The following is an 18,491-nucleotide window of genomic DNA, read 5'->3' on the forward strand; positions in this document are numbered from 1 at the left end:
CGGTCAGCCCAGCATCCGCTTGAGCAGGTCCCGCAGGACCGCCCGCTCCTCCGCGGACAGCCCGGCCAGCGGCTCGCGCGCGAAGTCCAGCGACTCGCGCAGCCGGTCCGCGGTCTGCAGGCCCTCCTCGGTCGGGGCGGCCAGCTTCACGCGGCGGTCGGCCGGGTCGGGTCGGCGCTCGACCAGGCCGCGGGTCTCCAGGCGGTCCACGATGCCGGTGATGTTGGACGGCTCGCACTTCAGCTTCTGCGCGATGCGGCGCATCGCCATCGGCTCCAGGGAGAGCAGGTTCAGCACGCGGGCCTGGGCGCCGGTCAGCTGGTGACTGGCGGCCGCGTGCTCGTACTCCTCGTGGTAGCGGGCCACGACGGTACCGATGAGCTCGACGACCTCGACGGTCAGGGGGTCCACACGGCGACTGGGGTGACTGGGCATGGGTCCAGCCTACCCATTTGCTTGACAACATGAAATATCCAGGCGCATGGTTGTTTCACGTTCTGAAGCATTTTTCCGACCGGGAGTGCACCATGTCCGAGATCCCTGCCGTCAGCCGCGAGTGGCACCTCATCCGCCGCCCCCAGGGCTGGCCCGTCGCCGAGGACTTCGCCCTGCGCGAGGTCGAGGTCGCCGCTCCGGCCCCCGGCCGGATCCTCGTCCGCAACCTCCACATGTCCGTGGACCCGTACATGCGCGGCCGCATGAACGACGTGAAGTCCTACATCCCGCCGTTCCAGCTGGACAAGCCCATGGACGGCGGCGCGGTCGGCGAGGTCGTCGCCTCCGCCGCCGAGGGCTTCGAGGTCGGCGACCACGTCCTGCACGGCCTGGGCTGGCGCGAGTACGCCGACCTCGACGCGCAGCACGCCACCAAGGTCGACGCCTCGCTCGCCCCGCTCTCCGCCTACCTGGGCGTCCTCGGCATGCCGGGCCTGACCGCCTACGCCGGCCTCTTCGAGGTGGCCTCCTTCAAGGAGGGCGACTCGGTGTTCGTCTCCGGCGCGGCCGGCGCGGTCGGCAGCCTGGTCGGCCAGTTCGCGAAGATCAAGGGCGCGGCCCGCGTGATCGGCTCCGCCGGCTCCGACGAGAAGGTGACGCTCCTCACAGAGAAGTACGGCTTCGACGCCGCCTTCAACTACAAGAACGGCCCCGTCGGCGAGCAGCTGAAGGACGCCGCCCCCGAGGGCATCGACGTCTACTTCGACAACGTCGGCGGCGACCACCTCGAAGCCGCCATCAACTCCCTCAAGGTGCACGGCCGGGCCACCCTGTGCGGGGCGATCGCCCAGTACAACGACACCGAGCCGACGCCCGGCCCGCGCAACCTCGTCGCGGTCATCGGCAAGCGCCTGCGCCTGCAGGGCATCCTCGTCAGCGACCACGCCGGACTGCAGCAGCAGTTCGTCCAGGACGTGGCCGGCTGGCTGCGCTCCGGGGAGCTCGTGGCCGACGAGACGGTCGTCGAGGGCGTCGAGAACGCGGCGGACGCGTTCCTCGGAATGCTGCGCGGTGACAACACCGGAAAGATGATCGTTTCTTTCACCGGTTAGGCTCACTGCACAACCGTCGCGATCGTGGGCGCGAGTCGCGGCGATGACCAGGAGGATCCCCTTACATGTCCATCCAGCAGTCCGACGTCCTCTACACCGCCGTCGCCACCGCCGAGAACGGCCGTGACGGCCGCGTCGCGACCAACGACGGCCAGCTCGACGTCGTGGTCAACCCGCCGAAGGAGCTGGGCGGCAACGGCGCCGGCACCAACCCGGAGCAGCTCTTCGCCGCCGGCTACAGCGCCTGCTTCCAGGGCGCCCTCGGCGTCGTCGCCCGCAACGAGAACGCCGACATCTCCGGCTCGACCGTCACCGCCGAGGTCGGCATCGGAAAGAACGACGACGGCTTCGGCCTGATCGTCAAGATCTCCGCCGTGATCCCGAACGTCGACGAGGCCAAGGCCAAGGAGCTCATCGAGAAGGCCCACGAGGTCTGCCCGTACTCCAAGGCCACCCGCGGCAACATCACGGTTGAGCTCGCCGTCTGATCCGGCTCGCACCCGGCGAAGGCCGCCCCCCGAAACGGAGGGCGGCCTTCGCCGTAAGCTGGACCCCATGCGTGATCTTGCGGGGGGATTCGGCTACCTGTGGGCCGGACAGAGATGGGTGTTCCGTAACGGCCGGTGGCTGGGCTTCGGCCTGCTGCCCGGCCTGGTGTCGCTGGTGCTGTACGCCGGCGCCCTCGTCGGCCTCGGCTACGGCGCCGACGACCTCACGGCCTGGGCGACGCCGTTCGCCGACGGCTGGGGCTCGCCCTGGCTCGGGCTGTTCCGGGGCTTCCTGACCGCCCTGGTCTTCGCCCTCGGCCTGTTCGTCGCGGTGATCACCTTCACCGCCGTGACCCTGCTCATCGGCCAGCCGTTCTACGAGTCCCTCTCCGAGCAGGTCGACCGCAGCGTCGGCGGCGACGCCCCCGAGTCCGGGCTGCCGCTGATGACGGAGCTGTGGATCTCCGCCCGGGACAGCGTGAAGGTGCTCGTCCGGGTGCTGCTGTACGGGATCCTGCTCTTCGCGCTCGGCTTCATCCCCGTGATCGGGCAGACCGTGGTCCCGGCGATCGGGTTCTGCGTGTCCGGGTTCTTCCTCACCGAGGAGCTCACCGCCGTCGCGCTCCAGCGGCGCGAGGTGGAGTTCAAGGACCGGCTGGCGCTGCTGCGCGGGCGGCGGGCGATGGCCCTCGGCTTCGGTGTGCCGCTGGTGCTGGTGTTCCTGCTGCCGCTGGTGGCGGTGTTCCTGATGCCGGGCGCGGTGGCCGGGGCCACGCTGATGGTGCGGGACCTGCGGGGCGAGGACGAGGGAGCGGGCGCGGGCGAGGACACCGGGGCGCCGTACGCGGACCGGCCGGGTCCGTACGTGCCGCCGCAGCAGCAGGGCCAGGCGGCCGGGCCGTACCAGGCCGGGTACCCGCAGCAGCAGAGCCCGTACCCGCCGCAGCAGCCGAACCCGTACGCCCAGCAGCCGTACGCGCAGCCGCAGCCGGGCCCGTACGCCCAGCCGCAGCAGAGCCCGTACCCGCCGCAGTACCCCGCCGGCGGCTACGGAGCCCCGCAGCCGTGAGCGGCGGGGTCGGCGGCTTAGCCCGCCCGCTTCAGCAACGTGATCGCGCCCGCCGTGTCCTCTGCGGCGTGCGCGGCCTCGTCGGCGGCCAGCCGGCGCCGCATCAGTGCGAAGTACGGGGCGATCAGCTCCGCGCTGACGCCCTGCTCCTCGGCGGTGCGCAGCAGCGTCCCGCTGCCCGCGACCTGCATGGCCAGGTTCGACACCACCCCGGTGGTGAAGTCCCGCGATGTCAGCCGCTCGGCCGCGTTGCCCACGAAGAAGCCCATCGCGCCCAGCCATTCGGACAGCAGGGGCGCCAGGTCCTTCGGGGCGATGCCCTCCTCGCCCTCGACCAGCGCGAAGGCGTGGCTGATGCCGGCGAACAGGCCGTACATCGCGCTCAGCAGCGCCACGTCGTGCAGGGCGGCGTGACCGGGGTCCTCGCCGACGAAGCGGCCGACGGCCGGTACCTCCAGGACGGCCCGGTGGGTGTCGAACAGGGCCCGGGAGCCGCTGTAGAAGACGTAGCCGCCGGCCTCGGGCGCGCCGATCATCACCGGGGTGCCCATGATCCCGCCGTCCACGAACCGGGCGCCGCGCGCCTCGGACCAGGCGGCGCGCCGGCGGGCCTCGGCAGGGGTTCCGGTGGTGAGGTTGACGAGGTCCTTGCCGGTCAGGTCTACGCCGTCGAGAGCGGAGCCGACGCTGGCGTCGTCCAGCAGGCACACCACGACCAGGCGGTTCGCGGCCACCGCCTCGGCCGGGCTCGCGGCGACGGTGACGGCGCCGGCGGCGCCCTGCTCCGCGGCGAGGGAATGCGCCTTGGAGGCGGTGCGGTTCCAGATGGTGAGGGAGTGGCCTGCGGCGAGCCAGGTGCGGGCGAGGGCCGAGCCCATGTCGCCGAGGCCGAGAAGGGTGAGGGAGCGCTGTGCCACGGTGGTGTCGGTGTCGTTCATGCCCTTCAGCCTGGTCACGGGCTGACGGGCGCTCAAGTACGCACCTCGGAGTGGGTGGTTACCCCGAGGTGAGCGAGCAGGTCGGGAGGGGTGTGCGATGTCGGTGACGCGGAGGCCGGGTGCGGACCACTGCGGTGTGGCTGCGGCCATGTCCTTGATCGACGGCAAGTGGAAGGTGTCGCTCCTGTGGGAGCTGGACCGGCGGCCGCGCCGCTTCGGTGAACTGCGCAGACTCGTCCCGGGCGTCTCCGAGAAGGTGCTCGCGGCCCAGCTGCGCGAGATGGAGACCGACGGCCTCGTCCACCGCGAGGCCTACGACGAGGTCCCGCCGCGCGTGGAGTACTCCCTGACCCCGCTGGGCCACGACCTCAACACCGCCCTGGAGCCGCTGGCGGAGTTCGGCAGACTCCTGCTCCCGCACCCCGTCGCGTCCGCCTAGCCGCGGGCGCCGGTCGGCCGGCCGTCGCGGTCGGCCGGCCGTCGCGGTCGGCCGGCCGTCCCGGTCGGTCGACCGGCCGGGGCTCCTCACCCGCGCGGTTCGACCCACAGGGCCTCGCCGAGGGCGCACAGTTCGCCGTCGGCGGTGGCCAGGGCCGTGCCCGCGCGGTACTTGCGCCCCTCGCTGCCGAGCAGCCAGGCGTACGAGACCACGCCCGCGCCGACCGGGACGGGGCGCAGCAGCCGCGCGGTCAGGGCGGCCGTCACCGCCCCGGCCTTGCGGCCGTCGAGGAGGCGGCCCGCCGCGTTCCCCGGGCAGTCCAGGGCGCCCCACACCAGCTCGGGCGGCAGCAGCCCGTCCGCGCCCGCCAGGGCGGGGCCCGGTGTCCAGGCCGCGGCGACCAGCCCGGTTCCCGGGACGAGGCCGCAGTGCAGGCGCAGCCCGGTATCGGGGGTGCGGTCCAGGCCGCAGCCGAAGCAGTCGACGCCGCCGTCCGGCGGAGCCGCCCGGAAGGCGTCGGCCGCCGCGGACGCCTGCTCCCACGAGGGGGCGGGCGGGGCCTCCACTGCGGGCTCGGCGGGGACCGCCGCCGCCAGCAGGGCCGTACCGTCCGTCAGCTCCGTCCCGCCACCGGCGGTCGCGGCGAGCCGGACCGGGCTGTCCGTGGGCACGGGCCTGCGGAAGTCCACCCGTACCGTCGGCGCGGCCGCCCGTGCGGCCAGGGTCCCGGCCACGTACCCGCCGAAGGCCACCCCGGGGTATCCGCACAGGCGGGCCGGTACCGTGATCGTCTCGAAGTCGGTCATGCCCGCCACCTCATCACACGCCTCTGCCGAGCGGCAGTCGGGCCGGACCCGGACACGGACCGGACCCGGACCCGGACCGCAGAGCGGCAACCTTTGCGGGGGCCCGTTCGTCCTCCATCCTGGAACGACGTGCGCCGAAGGCGCGCGGCGCGCGTGGCGGGTGCCGCGCGCAGGGGCGACGGAGGTGGCGGGATGGGCGATCAGCCGTGGGGGCAGCAGTACCCGGTCCCTCCCCGGCCGCAGCCGCAGCCCCAGCCGTACGGCTTCGGGCAGCCCTGGCAGCAGCCCCTGCCCGCGCCGCACGCGGCGATGCGCGCCTCGCACACCGACCGCGACCGCACGGTCGACGTCCTCAAGGCCGCGTACGCCGAGGGCCGGCTCTCCCGTGAGGAGTACGGCCAGCGCTTCGACGCGGCCTCCCGGGCCCAGACGTACGGCCAGCTCGCGCAGCTGATCGCGGACCTGCCGGCCGGTCCGGTGCCGGGGCCCTTCGGCGCCGCGCTGCCGGCCGCGCCGGTGCCGCCGGCCTTCGGGCCGCAGCCGCAGCCGATGCCGATGCCGGGGACGGTGCCGATGCCAGGGCGCCGGGTCAACGGGATGGCCATCGCCTCCCTCGTCATGGGCGTGCTGAGCCTGCCCACCTTCGGGGTGATGGCCCCGGGCGCCGTGATCACCGGCCACATCGCCAAGGCGCAGATGCGGGCGAGCGGCGAGGAGGGCGAGGGGCCCGCGACGATCGGCCTGGCCCTCGGGTGGCTGGCCATGGGCGGCTGGGTGCTGCTCTTCATGCTCGCAGGCCTCGGCGTCCTCGACTGATCCGCAGGTCGCACGGGCCCACCCGGCCACGTCGGGTCCGCCCGGGCCGCCGTCCCGAGGCCGACGGCTGTTCGAGACCGCCGGATAGTATGCGCGGCAGCACAGCCGGAACTGTCCCGCACCGCCCTTCATCCTGCCGCTCCCTGCCAGGGGCACCGGTGCGGCGGGCCCAGAGGGGCAGTGGTCTGCTGCGCTGCGACCCCCCGGGGGGCCGAACACCGATCAGCAAGCAGTAGGGACACGTCAGTGACAGTCAGTACCGAGGGGCAGGCGGACGTGCGTCCGGGTCCCCCGAGCGGACCGGCCGCCCACGACCCCGCGACGCCCGTGGAGCCCACGGCGCCGCGCACCCGACGCTCCCGCGGCGGCCTGCTGCTGCTCGAAGCCGCCGTGGCCTTCGCCGCGGCCCTGGTCCTGCCCCTGCTGGCCCGCCGCCTCAAGCTCAACCCGCTCGACCGGATCGCCCAGGTCAGCGGCCTGGCCGCGGTCCAGCTGCGGTTCGCGCTGCTCGGGCTGGTCCTCGTCGCCGCCGTGATGCTGGCGATGCGGCTGCGCCGCGGCCGCCACTTCGACCTCGCCACCCGCATCGCCTCCGCCGGCATCGCCGGCCTGGCCAGCGGCTTCGTCGCCGCGGGAGCGGTGATGGCGCTGCTGGGCACGCCGTGGCCGATGTTCGGCCTCAACGGCGACACCGGCCGCCTCGTCGAATGGGCCCACGCCGTCGCGAACGGCCGGCCCTCGGGCTCGGCGGTCTACCCGCCGCTGCCGCTCTACACCCTCGGCTACTACGCCGAGTGGTTCCACGGCGGCAACGCCGCGTACGCGTTCAAGGACCTCCAGATACTCGGCGCCGCCGCCTTCGGGCCGCTGGTCTACCTCGCCTGGCGCATGCTGCTGAGCCCGGTGCGGGCGCTGGCCTTCGGCGTCGTGCCCGCCTTCGCGCTGATCGACTCGTACAAGCCCTACAGCCAGACCGTGCTCGTGCTGCTGGTGCCGGTGCTGGTCGCGATGGTGGTGGCGCTGCGCCGCAGCAGCACCGAGGGCTGGCGAGCGCTGCTGCTCAAGGGGGCCGGCTTCGGCGCGCTGCTCGGCGTGCTCTTCCTCACGTACTCCGGCTGGTTCCTGTGGAGCGCGGCCGGCGTGCTCTTCGCCGCCCTGCTGTACTTCCCGTGGCGGACCGGCCCCGCCAAGGGCGCGGCCTTCATGGGCGCCGCCCTCGCGGCATTCCTGGTGGTGGCCGGGCGCTACCTGGTGGTCATGCTGAAGGAGGGCCAGACCACCAAGGACTACAACTTCCGCTTCGACAACTTCACCGACCCCGCCTACTACCTGATGTGGCGCACCGACATGCCGGGCAAGGTGGGGGACTGGCCGCCGCCCGGCGAGTTCGGCGGGGTCGGGCTGTTCGCCCTGGTGACCTTCGTCTGCCTGGGCGCGGCGATCTGGCTGGGCCTGCGCAAGCCGCTGGTGGTCACCATCGCCGCCATGTTCGTCAGCGCGTGGGTCATGCGGATGTACATCGCCTCCCACATGTACGAGACGCAGACCGTCCAGCTGTACACCCGCACCAACAACCAGCTGCTCTACTGCGGGCTGATCCTGTGCGCGCTCGTGGCGCACCTGGTCTCGCTGCGGCTGGCCGAGCGGCGCTCCGGCGCTGCGGCGCTCGCCCCGACGGACACCCCCGCGGCCGTCGCTCCCGTGCGCGGCGGCGGCTTCCCGGGGCGCGAGGGCGCCGTGATCGGCGCGCTCTGTGCGCTCCTGCTGCTGCTCGGCACGGTCTCCTCCTCGATGTCCGACCGGCTGATGCCGGCGCAGGACGGCACGTACCGGATCCTGCCGTGGGTGTCGCACACCGTGCGCCAGCAGAACGGCAAGTGCCCGAAGTTCGCGCCGAAGGGCGTGTGCTCCAAGGACGGCGACCAGAGCTGGCTGGCGTACATCCGATGACCCGGGGGAACCGATGATCTCCGCACTGACGCGGCTGGCCGACTGGTCGGCCCGGACCCCCAAGCGGCTCTGGGCCTTGTCCTTCGCGCTCTTCTTCGCCCTCGCGGCCTCCTGGTCCGCGGCCACCCCGCTCGGCGGCTCCCCCGACGAGCACGCGCACTTCATCCGCGCGGCCGCGGTGGCCCGGGGCCAGCTCGGCGGCACCGAGGTGATGGTGCCGCACAACGTGGCGGGCATCCCGGGCAAGTTCGCCGAGACCGGTGTACAGCTGCCGCAGTGGTACACGGAGCTGCCCACGCAGCACGAGTGCTACTCGTGGAACCAGGTCCGGCCCGCGTCCTGCGCGCCGGCGCTCGGGCACTCCGAGAAGACCGTCCAGGCCACCACTGCCGCCGGCCGCTACCACCCGGCCTTCTACCTGGCGACGGGCTGGCCGAGCCTGCTGGTCAAGGGCCCGCAGGGGCTCTACCTGATGCGCCTGATGGCAGCCGTGATCTGCTCCGCCCTGCTGGCGAGCGCGGTGGTCACGGCCGCCGAGTGGCGGCGCCGCTCGGTGGCGGTACTCGGCGTGCTCACCGCCGCCACACCGATGGCCCTGTACATGGGGGGCGTGGTCAACCCCTCCGGCGGTGAGATCGCCGCCGGCATCCTCGTGTGGACGGCGCTGCTGTCCCTCCTCGTCTCGCCCGACCCGCGGCTGCTGAACCGCCGGCTGGCCCGTGTGGGCATCGGCGGCCTCGTGCTGATCAACATCCGGCCGCTCGGCCTGATCTGGTTCGCCGGCGCGGTCGTCTTCGCCCTGCTCCTGCAGCAGCGGGGCGCGCTGCGCCAGGTCCTGCGGCGCAAGGCGCTGTGGGTCTGGACGGCGCTGCTGGGCCTGGCCACCGCCGGGGCGCTGCTGTGGGCGGGGGCCCACCCGGACAACTCGGTGATCAACACGCCGAAGACGCTGACCGCCGGGGAGGCCGCCCGGCAGACCTTCGGCAACACCGAGACCTACGTCCAGCAGATGATCGGCCACTTCGGCTGGCTGGACACCCCGGCCCCTGCCTTCACGTACCTGATCTGGCTGGGCGTGATCGCGGTGCTGGTCGCGCTGGGCCTGGCGTACGGGCGCGGGCGCGAGGCGCTGGCCCTGGTCGGCATGCTGGTGGCGATCGTGGTGGTCCCGGTGGTCGCCCAGTCCTCGCAGGCCGAGAAGCTCGGCATGGTGTGGCAGGGGCGCTACCTGCTGCCCTTCGCCGTGGGACTGCCGCTGATGGCCGCGCTGATCGGGGCGAGCCGCTCGCAGGGGCGGGGTTTCCCCTGGCGCCGGCTCACCGGCTTCGCGGTGGCCGGGCTGGCGCTCGCCAACGCAGCGGCGTTCTTCTGGGTGCTGCGGCGCTTCGCCGTCGGCACCGGCGGGGCCTGGGTGCCGTTCTCGGCGCACTGGGCACCGCCCGGCGGCTGGGTCCCGTGGACCGGGGTGTACACGGCCGCGGCGTTCGCGACGGCGCTGATCGCGCTGATGCGGGACCGCGAGCAGCCGGCCGCCGCGGACGGCACGGACACGCCCGCCGAGGCCCCCACCGCCACCATGGTCGCGGCCGGCTGAGCTGCGGGGCGGGTGCGCCCCGCCCCTTGGCCGGGCGGTGTCAGAGGGGGATGTCCGCCGTCACGACCGACGGCGTACGGTCGTCCGCCTCGGCGAGCACGCTCCCGTCCGGCGCCCACACCGCGGAGCGGCCGCAGCCGGTCCACGGGCCCGCCGGGCCGACGTGGTTGGCGAGGACCACGTACAGGCCCTGCCCGGCGATGGCCGGGTGCACGGTGGCCCGCTCGTGGATCCCGTCGCCCGTCCCGTACAGGGAGGAGGCCAGGTGGACGCGGCAGCCGTCGGCCGCCGCGCGCCCGGCGAGCTCCGGGAAGTGGTTGTCGAAGCAGACGCCCAGCGAGAAGCGGATGCCGCCGAGCTCGAACCGGCCGTCCGCCCGGCCCGCCGTGAACGCGCCCTGCTCGTGCCGGTACAGGTGCTGCTTGGCGTACGTCGTCACGTGCGCGCCGTCCGCCCCGTAGACCAGCGTCGCGATGGCGGGCTGCGGCCCGGGAGTGCGCAGGGCCACGTTGACGGCGACGGCGATCCCGGCGGACCGCAGCGGGTCGAGACGGGGGTCGTCCGCGTCCGCGATGCACAGGCCCGGGTCGGCGGACAGGGGCTCCAGCTCGTACCCGGTGAGCGTGAACTCGGGGAACACGACGAGCTCGGCGCCCTGGCTGCGGGCCTCGTCGGCGAGGGCTGCGGCCTGCGCGGTGTTGGCGGTCACGTCCGCCGGGACGCAGGTCAGCTGGGCTGCGGCGATCTTCACGGGCTCCAGGATGCCAGCCCGGCCACGCACCGCCGACCAGGGGGTCGACGGCCGCCCCGGGTCGCGCGATGCTGTAACCGCCCGCGCACGCAGCGGAGTTGACGAAAGGCCGGCCGATGCCCGACTGGATCCACCCGGTCCTGACCGCCGCCTTCCTCCTGGTGTCCTACGGCGTGGTCCGCCGGAGCGGTGTCGGGCTGCGGGTCGCCGTGGTCACCATGGCCGTGCTGAACGCGGGACTGCTCTGGCTGCTGGCGGTCACCGGCCCGCCCTGGGGTGTGCCTGCGGTCGCCGCCGTGTCCCTGGTGGCCGCGGTCCACCACCTCCTCGCCGCGACACGCACCCTGCTGGGGCGGATCCGGGTGGTCGACACCGCGGAGTTCCGCGGCCTCGCCGGGCAGGTGGCGGCTTCCCCCGGCCCGCAGGTCATGGGTGTGTGCGTCCTGTTCAGCGGGGTGCTGGCCCTGACGGCCTTCGGCTCCGACGACCGGCCTGAGGGCCGCCAGTTCCGGCTGCCGCCCGGCCCGGACTGCCCGTTCTGCCTCGTCGAGGACCAGATCCGGGACTTCCTCGGCCCCGCCGACCCGCTGCTCGGCGAATACCGCGCCCATCTGAAGGCGGGCAGCAGCCGCCACCTCCTCGTCAGACGCCGCTCGGAGCGGGAGCCGTGGACGGGCCGCCTGCGCAGCCGCACCGTCTTCCGCGTCCCCCCTCCCGCCCGCTGCCCGCCCTGCCCCGTCCACGACCCCCTTCTCGACCGCCCGTAAGCACCGGCCATGCAGCCTCCGGCCGACCGCGGGCGGTCAGCTCGCGGCGCGGGCCGGCCCCCGGCCGGGCCTGTGGCGCGAGACGGCCACGCCCGCCAGGCAGATCGCCCCGCCCAACAGGGTCAGCCACCCCGGCACCTCGCCCAGGACGATCCAGGCGATCAGCACCACCGTCGCCGGCACCGCGTACGTGGTCGCACCCATCTTCCCGGCGGTGGTCCGCGACAGCGCGTACGTCCAGGTGCTGAACGCCAAGGCGGTCGGGAACCGCCCCAGGGCCAGCGCTCCCGGGTCGTAGTGGGCGGCCGCGGAGCGGATGGAGACGAAAGCGGAGGCCCACAACACCACGGTGAGGGATGCGGCAGCCAGGGCACGATGGTCGGTTCTCGGATCGCCAGCCTGTTGGTCCATCCCGGCAACCTGATCGGGCCGCCCGCTCCTGCCGAGCGGCTTATCGACCGGCCAGCAGGGAGCGGATCTCGGCCGCATACGCCCGGGGGTGCGTGGTGTTGCCGTTGTGCCCGCCGGGGAAGGTCCGTATCTCCGTGCCCAGCAGCTGCGCCAGTTCGGTCGCGCACCGGTGGTCGAAGACCTCGGGCGGCGTCGTGGCCCCCACCCCCGGCAGGATCCGGGTCTTCGTCCCGGTCAGGGAGGCAAGGTCGAGGGTGTCCTCGATGACCGCGGTGAAGTCGCGCTCGATGAAGTAGTCGAAGTTGGCCGCGCGCCGGTCGTCCACCGGCTGCGGGGTCAGGCCGGGCTCCGCGTCCCGCCGGGAGAGGTCGATGCCCAGCACTCGCGCCATCTCCGGGAAGGCCGCTTCCAGGCCGCCCGAGCGGTAGGTGTCCTGCAGCCCGACGAGCTCCGTCGTGTGCCGCTCCCGCAGCTCCGCCGGGAGCAGCCGGGGCGCCACCGGCTCGTGGGCGATCAGGGTGGAGACCTGCCCGGGGTGCCGGACCGCCAGGTGCAGCCCGATCACGGCGCCGAGGCTGCAGCCGAGCATCAGCGCGGGCTCGTCGGTGACGGCGGCCAGCAGCCGGTGCGCGTCCTCCGCGTGCTCGGTGAGCGGGGTGGTCCGCCCCGGCTCGGCGAGCCGGCTGCGGGACAGGCCGCGCCGGTCGTAGGTGAGGACCGTGAACGCGTCCTCGAGATGGGAGACCAGGTCCACCGTCCGGTCCGCGTCCCCCTCACCGCTCTGCGCGATGAGCAGCAGCGGGCCCGACCCCTGGAGCCGGTAGTGCAGCGAAGCGCCCGGCACCTCAAGCGTTCCGGTCGTGGTGGTGGCGGTCGTGGTGGTGGCAACGGTGGTGGTCCTGGACATGGTGATACCCCCCTGTACTGCCGCGGCGGCGGACCCTTCGTCCGCTGCTCTGCGACCAGCCTAATCCATCGAAGAAGATGTATCAAGAGAGATGCATCTCCAATGATGCATCTGATGTGATGTACCTTCTCTGCGTGGACGGAATCGAACTTTTCCTGCTGGGCCGCGCCCTGATGAAGCTCGGCGAAGAGGCCCTGCCCGAGCCCCCCGGCGGAGCCGCCCAGTACGAGGGCAGCACCCGCTCCGTCGTGATCGTCGCCGGGGACATCGCCGCACACCCCGACACCACGGTCGGCGAGACCGCGCAGCGCACCGGCCTGCCGCAGAGCCAGGTCTCCACCGCCGTCGCCCGCCTGCGCGAGGCCGGCTCGGTCCGTACGGCCCCCGACCCGGCCGACCGCCGCCGCACGCTCGTCCGCCAGGCGCCCGAGGTCTCCGACCGCGTGGCCGCCGTCCGGGCCGCCGGCTCCTCCAAGGTCGAGGAGGCCCTCGCCAAGGCGCTGGGCGCCACCGAGTCCGCCCGGCTCCCGGAGGTCACCGAGGCCCTGGAGCTCCTCGCCCGCCACCTCGTCCGCGACGTGGCCGGAAATCACCCCTGAAGCCGGGCCGGGAGCCGCCCTGCGACGGGCGCCCGCCCGGACGTCAGCGCGGCGGCTCGGCCGAGGTCACCTGGCGGTGCGCCAGCTCCGCGAGCCGGGCCTGCCCGTCCCGCCCCGGGTGGAACCAGTCCCAGCGGCTCAACTGCTCGACCGCGAAGGGGTACTGGAACACCGCGCCGCCGTCATAGCGGCACAGCGCGTCCTTCGCACAGACCTCGCGCAGCACCTCGTTGTACTCGACCACCCGCGCCCGCACCTGCTCGCGCCGGGCCGTCGCAGCCCCGGCCGACGACAGCGGGTCCGCCAGCATCGACTGGCAGATCCCCAGCTTCCACACCTGCCGCACCATGGGGCTGTCCTTGCCCTGCTGCCACAGCCGCTGCAGGTCGGGGACGCTGGAGACGTACACCTGCGAAGCGGGTGAGGCCGCCCGCAGGCCGGCGAGGGCCTTCTCGAACCCCGCCCGGAACTCCGCCACCGGCGTCATCGACCCGGCCGACGGGCGGCAGGCGTCGTTCGAGCCCACCATGATCGTGACCAGGTCGGGCTTGTGCTCGGCGGCCGAGGCCAGCTGCCCCGCCAGGTCCGCCATCCGGGAGCCCGTGACCGCGTAGTTCCAACTGCGCCCCGCCACCTGGGCCTGCCCGAGGAGCCGCGCGGCCAGCGACTGCACGCCGGGGTCGCTCCCGGTCGCCCAGGAGACCTCCGGGCAGTCGGCGAGGACCGAACAGGCGTCGAAGCCGCGGGTGATGGAGTCCCCGGCGGCGGCGACCGAGGTCGGCGCGGTGTTCCAGCGCGGCCCGGCCTGCGCCCCCCGGTCGCCCTTCGCGGGTGCCGACCCCTCCTGACAGCCGGTCAGCACCCCCGCCAGCAGGGCGATCGCGGTCCCCGCCCCGGCGAGAGTGCGGCGCGCGCGGCGGCCGGGAGCGGTGGTGCGCATCGGGTGGTTCCCCTCCTTGTCGTCCCGCGTCCTCACGGGGCGTCCTGCTGAGTGAATGCTCTGCGTTTGGCGGCCTCGGACCGACCGTACGACACACCATGGACCCTGGCGCACGGTAGCTTTTCCCCGTGGCGTTTCGGCCGCAGGTCCCGCAGCGCAATGTCTGATCTTTTCCGCTAAGTTACATCACGTCACATTCTGTCCGTTTTCTGGAGTTTATTCCCGACCTCGTCCCACACTGGAGGTCCCGGTGACGACACGTGGAGTTCTGTACGTGCATTCCGCACCGCGCGCGCTCTGCCCGCACGTGGAATGGGCTGTTGCGGGCGTGCTGGGGGTGCGGGTGAACCTCGACTGGATCCGGCAGCCCGCCTCCCCGGGCACCTGGAGAGCCGAGTTCTCCTGGCAGGCCGATGCGGGAACGGCGTCGAAGCTCGCCTCCGCGCTGCGCGGCTGGCACCTGCTGCGCTTCGAGGTGACGGCGGAACCCTGCCCGACCGCCGAGGGCGAGCGCTACAGCTCCACCCCCGAACTCGGCATCTTCCACGCCGTCACCGGCATGCACGGCGACATCCTGATCCCCGAGGACCGGCTGCGCGCCGCCCTGGCCCGCTCCGCGCGCGGCGAGACCGACCTCGAGGCGGAGATCGCCAAACTGCTCGGCAAGCCGTGGGACGACGAGCTGGAGCCCTTCCGCTACGCCGGCGAGGGCGCCCCGGTCCGCTGGCTCCACCAGGTGGTCTGAACGGCACCCGCCGCCCGGACGTGCGAAAGGGGCCCCGCCCGGCAGCTGCCGGGCGGGGCCCCTTCCTTCACTCGCGGATCGCGCGGACCGCGGCGGGCATCAGACGCTGCGGAACGCCAGCGTCACGTTGTGGCCGCCGAAGCCGAAGGAGTTGTTGATCGCGGCGATCGGGCCGTCGACGGGCAGCTTGCGCGGCTCGCCGCGGACGATGTCCGCCGCGATGTCCTCGTCCAGCTCGTCGATGTTGATCGTCGGCGGGGCGATGCGGTGGTAGAGCGCCAGCACGGTCGCGACGGTCTCGATACCGCCGGCGCCGCCCAGCAGGTGACCGGTCATCGACTTGGTGGCGGAGATCGCGATGTGGTCCAGGTCGTCGCCCAGGACCTTGCGCAGCGCCTTCACCTCGGCCGTGTCGCCCTGCGGGGTCGACGTGGCGTGCGCGTTGACGTGGACCAGCTCGGCCGGGTCCAGGCCCGTGTTGTCGAGCAGGTTCTGTACCGCGGCGGCGACACCGCGGCCGGTGGGCTCCGGCTGCGCGATGTGGTGGCTGTCCGCGGACAGGCCCTGGCCCAGCACCTCGCAGTAGACCCGGGCGCCGCGCGCGGCGGCGTGCTCCGCGGACTCCAGCACCACGACGCCCGCGCCCTCGCCCAGCACGAAGCCGTCACGGCCCTTGTCGTACGGGCGGGAGGCCTGCTCGGGGTTCTCGTTGTTCTTGGACATCGCCATCATGTTGGCGAACGCGGCGATCGGCAGCGGGTGGATCGCCGCCTCGGTGCCGCCGGCGACGACCACGTCGGCACGGCCGGTACGGATCATCTCGACGGCGTAGCCGATGGCCTCGGCGCCGGAGGCGCAGGCGCTGACCGGGGTGTGCACGCCCGCCTGGGCGTTGACCTCCAGGCCGACGTTGGCCGACGGGCCGTTCGGCATGAGCATGGGGACGGTGTGCGGGGAGACCCGGCGCACACCCTTTTCCTTCAGTACGTCGTACTGGTCGAGCAGGGTGGTGACGCCGCCGATGCCGGAGGCGATCACGGTGCCCAGGCGCTCGGGCGCGACGGACGCGTCCTCGCCCGCCGGGGCGGTGTAGCCGGCGTCCGCCCACGCCTCGCGCGCGGCGATCAGCGCGAACTGGGCCGAGCGGTCCAGCTTGCGGGCCAGCGGCTTGGGCAGGACCTCGCTCGGGTCCACGGCGACCGGAGCGGCGATACGGACCGGGAGTTCGGCGAAGCGCTCGCCCTCGAGGGGCTTGACGCCGGACCGACCGGCGAGCAGACCTTCCCAGGTCGAAGCGCTGTCGCCACCCAGCGGAGTGGTTGCGCCGATACCGGTGACGACCACGGTGCGATTGGTCGGGCTCACAGGAATTCTTTCTCCACGTCTCAAGGGGTGCTGAATGTTCACGGCGCCACCGCCGGGTGGCGACAAACGCTCGTCAGGCTCAGGCCTGGTGGTCCAGGATGTACTTCGCGGCGTCGCCGACCGACTTCAGGTTCTTGACGTCCTCGTCCGGGATCTTCACGTCGAAGCGCTCTTCAGCGGCAACGACGACCTCGACCATGGACAGCGAGTCGACGTCCAGGTCGTCGGTGAAGGACTTGCCCTCTTCGACGTCCTCGACCGGGATGCCGGCGATCTCGTTGACGATCTCCGCGAGACCCTCGATGATCTCTTCCTTCGTGGCGGCCATGTGGCGCTCCTTCTCTAGCTATTGCGTGAAACAGGGCGGGAAACGTTTCCCGGCCCTAGGGGAGGGTAACGACCGTCGCGGCGTAGACGAGCCCCGCCCCGAAGCCGATGACGAGCGCGGTGTCGCCGCTCTTCGCCGCTCCGGTCGCCAGGAGCCGCTCCATGGCGAGCGGGATCGAGGCGGCCGAGGTGTTGCCGGTGGTCTCCACGTCACGTGCGACCGTGACGTGCTCCGGCAGTTTGAGGGTCTTCACCATCGAGTCGATGATCCGCATGTTGGCCTGGTGCGGGATGAAGACGTCCAGGTCGTCCGGGGTGACCCCGGCGGCGTCGAGCGCCTGCTGGGCCACCTTGGCCATCTCGAAGACGGCCCAGCGGAAGACCGCCTGGCCCTCCTGCGTGATGGCCGGGAACTTCTCGCCGCCGTCCTTGCCGAGGTACTCGTCCCACGGCACGGTCTGCTTGATCGTCTCGGACTTGTCGCCCTCCGAACCCCACACCGTGGGGCCTATGGCCGGCACGTCCGAGGGGCCGACGACCACGGCGCCGGCGCCGTCGCCGAACAGGAAGGCCGTCGCGCGGTCCTCCAGGTCGGTCAGGTCCGACAGCCGCTCCACGCCGATGACAAGTACATGCTCTGCCGAGCCCTCGATCACGAGGCCCTTGGCGAGGGTGAGGCCGTAGCCGAAGCCGGCGCAGCCCGCGGAGATGTCGAACGCGGCCGGCTTGACCGCGCCGATCCGGTGCGCGATCTCGGTCGCGACGGCCGGGGTCTGCTTGAAGTGCGAGACCGTCGAGACGATCACGGCGCCGATCTGCTCCGGCGCGATGCCCGCGTCGGCCATCGCCTTGCCGGCGGCCTCCACCGACATCGCGGCGACGGTCTCCTGCGGCGAGGCCCAGTGCCGGGTCGCGATGCCGGAGCGCGAGCGGATCCACTCGTCGGAGGAGTCGATCTTCTCGAGGATGACGTCGTTGGGGACCACCCGGCTCGGGCGGTACCCGCCGACACCGAGGATCCGGGCGTACGGGGAGCCCTTGGCAGGCTTGATCTTCGACATGCGGTGTGGGCTCCTTCTCTCAGGCCGCGTGCTCGGCGAGGAGGCTTGCGGCCTTGTCGAGATCGTCCGGGGTCTTCAGGGCCACGCTCGGCACGCCCTTGAGCGCGCGCTTGGCCAGACCCGTCAGGGTGCCGCCCGGGCTGAGCTCCACGATGCCGGTGACGCCGAGTTCGGCGAACGTCTCCATGCACAGGTCCCAGCGGACGGGGTTCGCGACCTGGCCCACCAGGCGGGCGACGACGTCGGCGCCCTCGGTGACGACGAGGCCGTCCTTGTTCGAGACGTACTTCAGCGCCGGATCGGCCGGGGTGAGGGCCTGCGCGGCCTTCTCCAGCGTCGCGACCGCGGGAGCCATGTGGTGCGTGTGGAAGGCACCCGCCACCTGCAGGGCGACGACCTTCATGGAGCCCTCGGGCTTCTCGGCGACGAGCGCCTCGATCTGCTCCTTGGTGCCCGCCGCCACGATCTGGCCCGCGCCGTTGATGTTGGCCGGGGTCAGACCGAGCTTCTCCAGGTGCGCGACGACGGTGTCGCGCTCCCCGCCCAGCACCGCGGCCATGCCGGTCTCGGTGACGGCAGCGGCCTCGGCCATGGCCAGACCCCGGGTCCGTACGAGCGCCAGTGCGTCCGCGTCGGACAGCACACCCGCGTACGCGGCAGCCGTGATCTCACCGACACTGTGGCCCGCGACGGCGCCGAAGGCCGACGGGGCGCCCAGCGCGGAGGCGGAGAGCAGGCCGGCGGCCACCAGCAGCGGCTGCGCCACGGCCGTGTCGCGGATCTCGTCCGCGTCGGCCTTCGTGCCGTAGTGGGCGAGGTCGAGCCCGATGGCGTCCGACCACGCGGCGACGCGGTCGGCGGCGCCGGGCAGTTCGAGCCAGGGAGTCAGGAAGCCGGGCGTCTGTGCGCCTTGGCCGGGAGCGACGAGTACGAGCACCCTCACACTCTCTCTTGTGGATGGTCCCTGCCGC

At 73.0% G+C, this 18,491-nt stretch carries 20 protein-coding genes and 1 pseudogene; 10 read left to right on the forward strand and 11 right to left on the reverse strand.

Annotation, left to right across the window (positions count from 1 at the left end; all coding sequences use genetic code 11):
* Nucleotides 1-3 precede the first annotated feature (3 nt).
* Complete coding sequence (locus AB0F11_RS05715) at nt 4-435, reverse strand: MarR family transcriptional regulator (protein WP_362168787.1); 432 nt, start codon at nt 433-435, stop codon at nt 4-6.
* Nucleotides 436-527: 92 nt separating this feature from the next.
* On the opposite strand from AB0F11_RS05715, the gene AB0F11_RS05720 reads away from it, so the two are divergent.
* The 3 genes from AB0F11_RS05720 to AB0F11_RS05730 all read left to right on the forward strand — a co-directional run bounded on the left by AB0F11_RS05720 (nt 528) and on the right by AB0F11_RS05730 (nt 3,104).
* Nucleotides 528-1,547: an NADP-dependent oxidoreductase gene (locus AB0F11_RS05720; protein WP_362168789.1), complete on the forward strand. Its 1,020-nt coding sequence runs from the start codon at nt 528-530 to the stop codon at nt 1,545-1,547.
* A 65-nt stretch (nt 1,548-1,612) separates the two neighbouring features.
* The gene (locus AB0F11_RS05725) at nt 1,613-2,035 is read left to right on the forward strand and encodes an organic hydroperoxide resistance protein (protein ID WP_361905094.1); all 423 of its coding nucleotides are present in this window, start codon (nt 1,613-1,615) and stop codon (nt 2,033-2,035) included.
* A 67-nt stretch (nt 2,036-2,102) separates the two neighbouring features.
* Complete coding sequence (locus AB0F11_RS05730; protein WP_362168791.1) at nt 2,103-3,104, forward strand: EI24 domain-containing protein; 1,002 nt, start codon at nt 2,103-2,105, stop codon at nt 3,102-3,104.
* Between the two features lie 17 nt (nt 3,105-3,121).
* Here the strand turns inward: AB0F11_RS05730 and AB0F11_RS05735 are convergent, their stop codons facing one another.
* On the reverse strand, nt 3,122-4,042 hold the full coding sequence (locus AB0F11_RS05735; RefSeq protein WP_362168793.1) for an NAD(P)-binding domain-containing protein: 921 nt from the start codon (nt 4,040-4,042) through the stop codon (nt 3,122-3,124).
* Nucleotides 4,043-4,190: 148 nt separating this feature from the next.
* On the opposite strand from AB0F11_RS05735, the gene AB0F11_RS05740 reads away from it, so the two are divergent.
* Entirely contained in the window at nt 4,191-4,481 is a 291-nt protein-coding gene (locus AB0F11_RS05740; protein ID WP_362168795.1) for a helix-turn-helix domain-containing protein, read from the forward strand.
* Between the two features lie 86 nt (nt 4,482-4,567).
* Here AB0F11_RS05740 and AB0F11_RS05745 read toward each other — a convergent pair whose 3' ends face one another.
* Nucleotides 4,568-5,287, reverse strand: a complete 720-nt coding sequence (locus tag AB0F11_RS05745) for a hotdog fold domain-containing protein (protein ID WP_362168797.1) — start codon at nt 5,285-5,287, stop codon at nt 4,568-4,570.
* A gap of 192 nt (nt 5,288-5,479) precedes the next feature.
* On the opposite strand from AB0F11_RS05745, the gene AB0F11_RS05750 reads away from it, so the two are divergent.
* From AB0F11_RS05750 to AB0F11_RS05760, 3 genes are all read left to right on the forward strand, one after another.
* A complete protein-coding gene (locus AB0F11_RS05750) occupies nt 5,480-6,103 on the forward strand; it encodes a DUF1707 and DUF4190 domain-containing protein (RefSeq protein WP_362168799.1) in 624 nt (207 codons plus the stop codon).
* 246 nt (nt 6,104-6,349) lie between these two features.
* Nucleotides 6,350-8,053, forward strand: a complete 1,704-nt coding sequence (locus tag AB0F11_RS05755) for a hypothetical protein (RefSeq protein WP_362168801.1) — start codon at nt 6,350-6,352, stop codon at nt 8,051-8,053.
* A 13-nt stretch (nt 8,054-8,066) separates the two neighbouring features.
* Nucleotides 8,067-9,647: a DUF2142 domain-containing protein gene (locus AB0F11_RS05760; RefSeq protein WP_362168803.1), complete on the forward strand. Its 1,581-nt coding sequence runs from the start codon at nt 8,067-8,069 to the stop codon at nt 9,645-9,647.
* Nucleotides 9,648-9,687: 40 nt separating this feature from the next.
* Here the strand turns inward: AB0F11_RS05760 and AB0F11_RS05765 are convergent, their stop codons facing one another.
* Complete coding sequence (locus tag AB0F11_RS05765; protein ID WP_362168805.1) at nt 9,688-10,398, reverse strand: carbon-nitrogen hydrolase family protein; 711 nt, start codon at nt 10,396-10,398, stop codon at nt 9,688-9,690.
* Between the two features lie 116 nt (nt 10,399-10,514).
* On the opposite strand from AB0F11_RS05765, the gene AB0F11_RS05770 reads away from it, so the two are divergent.
* A complete protein-coding gene (locus AB0F11_RS05770) occupies nt 10,515-11,165 on the forward strand; it encodes a hypothetical protein (protein ID WP_362168806.1) in 651 nt (216 codons plus the stop codon).
* 36 nt (nt 11,166-11,201) lie between these two features.
* On the opposite strand, the pseudogene AB0F11_RS05775 reads toward AB0F11_RS05770, so the two are convergent.
* Together AB0F11_RS05775 and AB0F11_RS05780 are read right to left on the reverse strand one after the other, a co-directional pair.
* Nucleotides 11,202-11,447: pseudogene (locus AB0F11_RS05775) on the reverse strand (DMT family transporter); the annotation flags it as partial.
* Nucleotides 11,448-11,616: 169 nt separating this feature from the next.
* Nucleotides 11,617-12,483, reverse strand: a complete 867-nt coding sequence (locus tag AB0F11_RS05780) for an alpha/beta hydrolase (RefSeq protein WP_362168808.1) — start codon at nt 12,481-12,483, stop codon at nt 11,617-11,619.
* Nucleotides 12,484-12,656: 173 nt separating this feature from the next.
* Between AB0F11_RS05780 and AB0F11_RS05785 the strand changes: the two genes are divergently transcribed.
* Complete coding sequence (locus AB0F11_RS05785; protein WP_362168907.1) at nt 12,657-13,082, forward strand: MarR family transcriptional regulator; 426 nt, start codon at nt 12,657-12,659, stop codon at nt 13,080-13,082.
* Nucleotides 13,083-13,125: 43 nt separating this feature from the next.
* Here the strand turns inward: AB0F11_RS05785 and AB0F11_RS05790 are convergent, their stop codons facing one another.
* Nucleotides 13,126-14,022 carry an SGNH/GDSL hydrolase family protein gene (locus AB0F11_RS05790; protein ID WP_362168810.1) on the reverse strand — a complete coding sequence of 299 codons (897 nt, stop codon included), beginning with the start codon at nt 14,020-14,022 and terminating at the stop codon, nt 13,126-13,128.
* A gap of 250 nt (nt 14,023-14,272) precedes the next feature.
* Between AB0F11_RS05790 and AB0F11_RS05795 the strand changes: the two genes are divergently transcribed.
* On the forward strand, nt 14,273-14,767 hold the full coding sequence (locus tag AB0F11_RS05795) for a DUF3145 domain-containing protein (protein ID WP_362168811.1): 495 nt from the start codon (nt 14,273-14,275) through the stop codon (nt 14,765-14,767).
* 99 nt (nt 14,768-14,866) lie between these two features.
* Here the strand turns inward: AB0F11_RS05795 and fabF are convergent, their stop codons facing one another.
* The 4 genes from fabF to AB0F11_RS05815 form a co-directional block, all read right to left on the reverse strand.
* Nucleotides 14,867-16,132: a beta-ketoacyl-ACP synthase II gene (fabF, locus tag AB0F11_RS05800; protein ID WP_362168813.1), complete on the reverse strand. Its 1,266-nt coding sequence runs from the start codon at nt 16,130-16,132 to the stop codon at nt 14,867-14,869.
* Nucleotides 16,133-16,211: 79 nt separating this feature from the next.
* The gene (locus AB0F11_RS05805) at nt 16,212-16,460 is read right to left on the reverse strand and encodes an acyl carrier protein (RefSeq protein ID WP_362168815.1); all 249 of its coding nucleotides are present in this window, start codon (nt 16,458-16,460) and stop codon (nt 16,212-16,214) included.
* A gap of 55 nt (nt 16,461-16,515) precedes the next feature.
* A complete protein-coding gene (locus AB0F11_RS05810) occupies nt 16,516-17,520 on the reverse strand; it encodes a ketoacyl-ACP synthase III (protein WP_362168817.1) in 1,005 nt (334 codons plus the stop codon).
* Nucleotides 17,521-17,539: 19 nt separating this feature from the next.
* Entirely contained in the window at nt 17,540-18,457 is a 918-nt protein-coding gene (locus AB0F11_RS05815) for an ACP S-malonyltransferase (protein WP_362168819.1), read from the reverse strand.
* Nucleotides 18,458-18,491: the final 34 nt, after the last annotated feature.

The organism is Streptomyces sp. NPDC032472 (assembly GCF_040636955.1).
Lineage (GTDB): Bacteria > Actinomycetota > Actinomycetes > Streptomycetales > Streptomycetaceae > Streptomyces.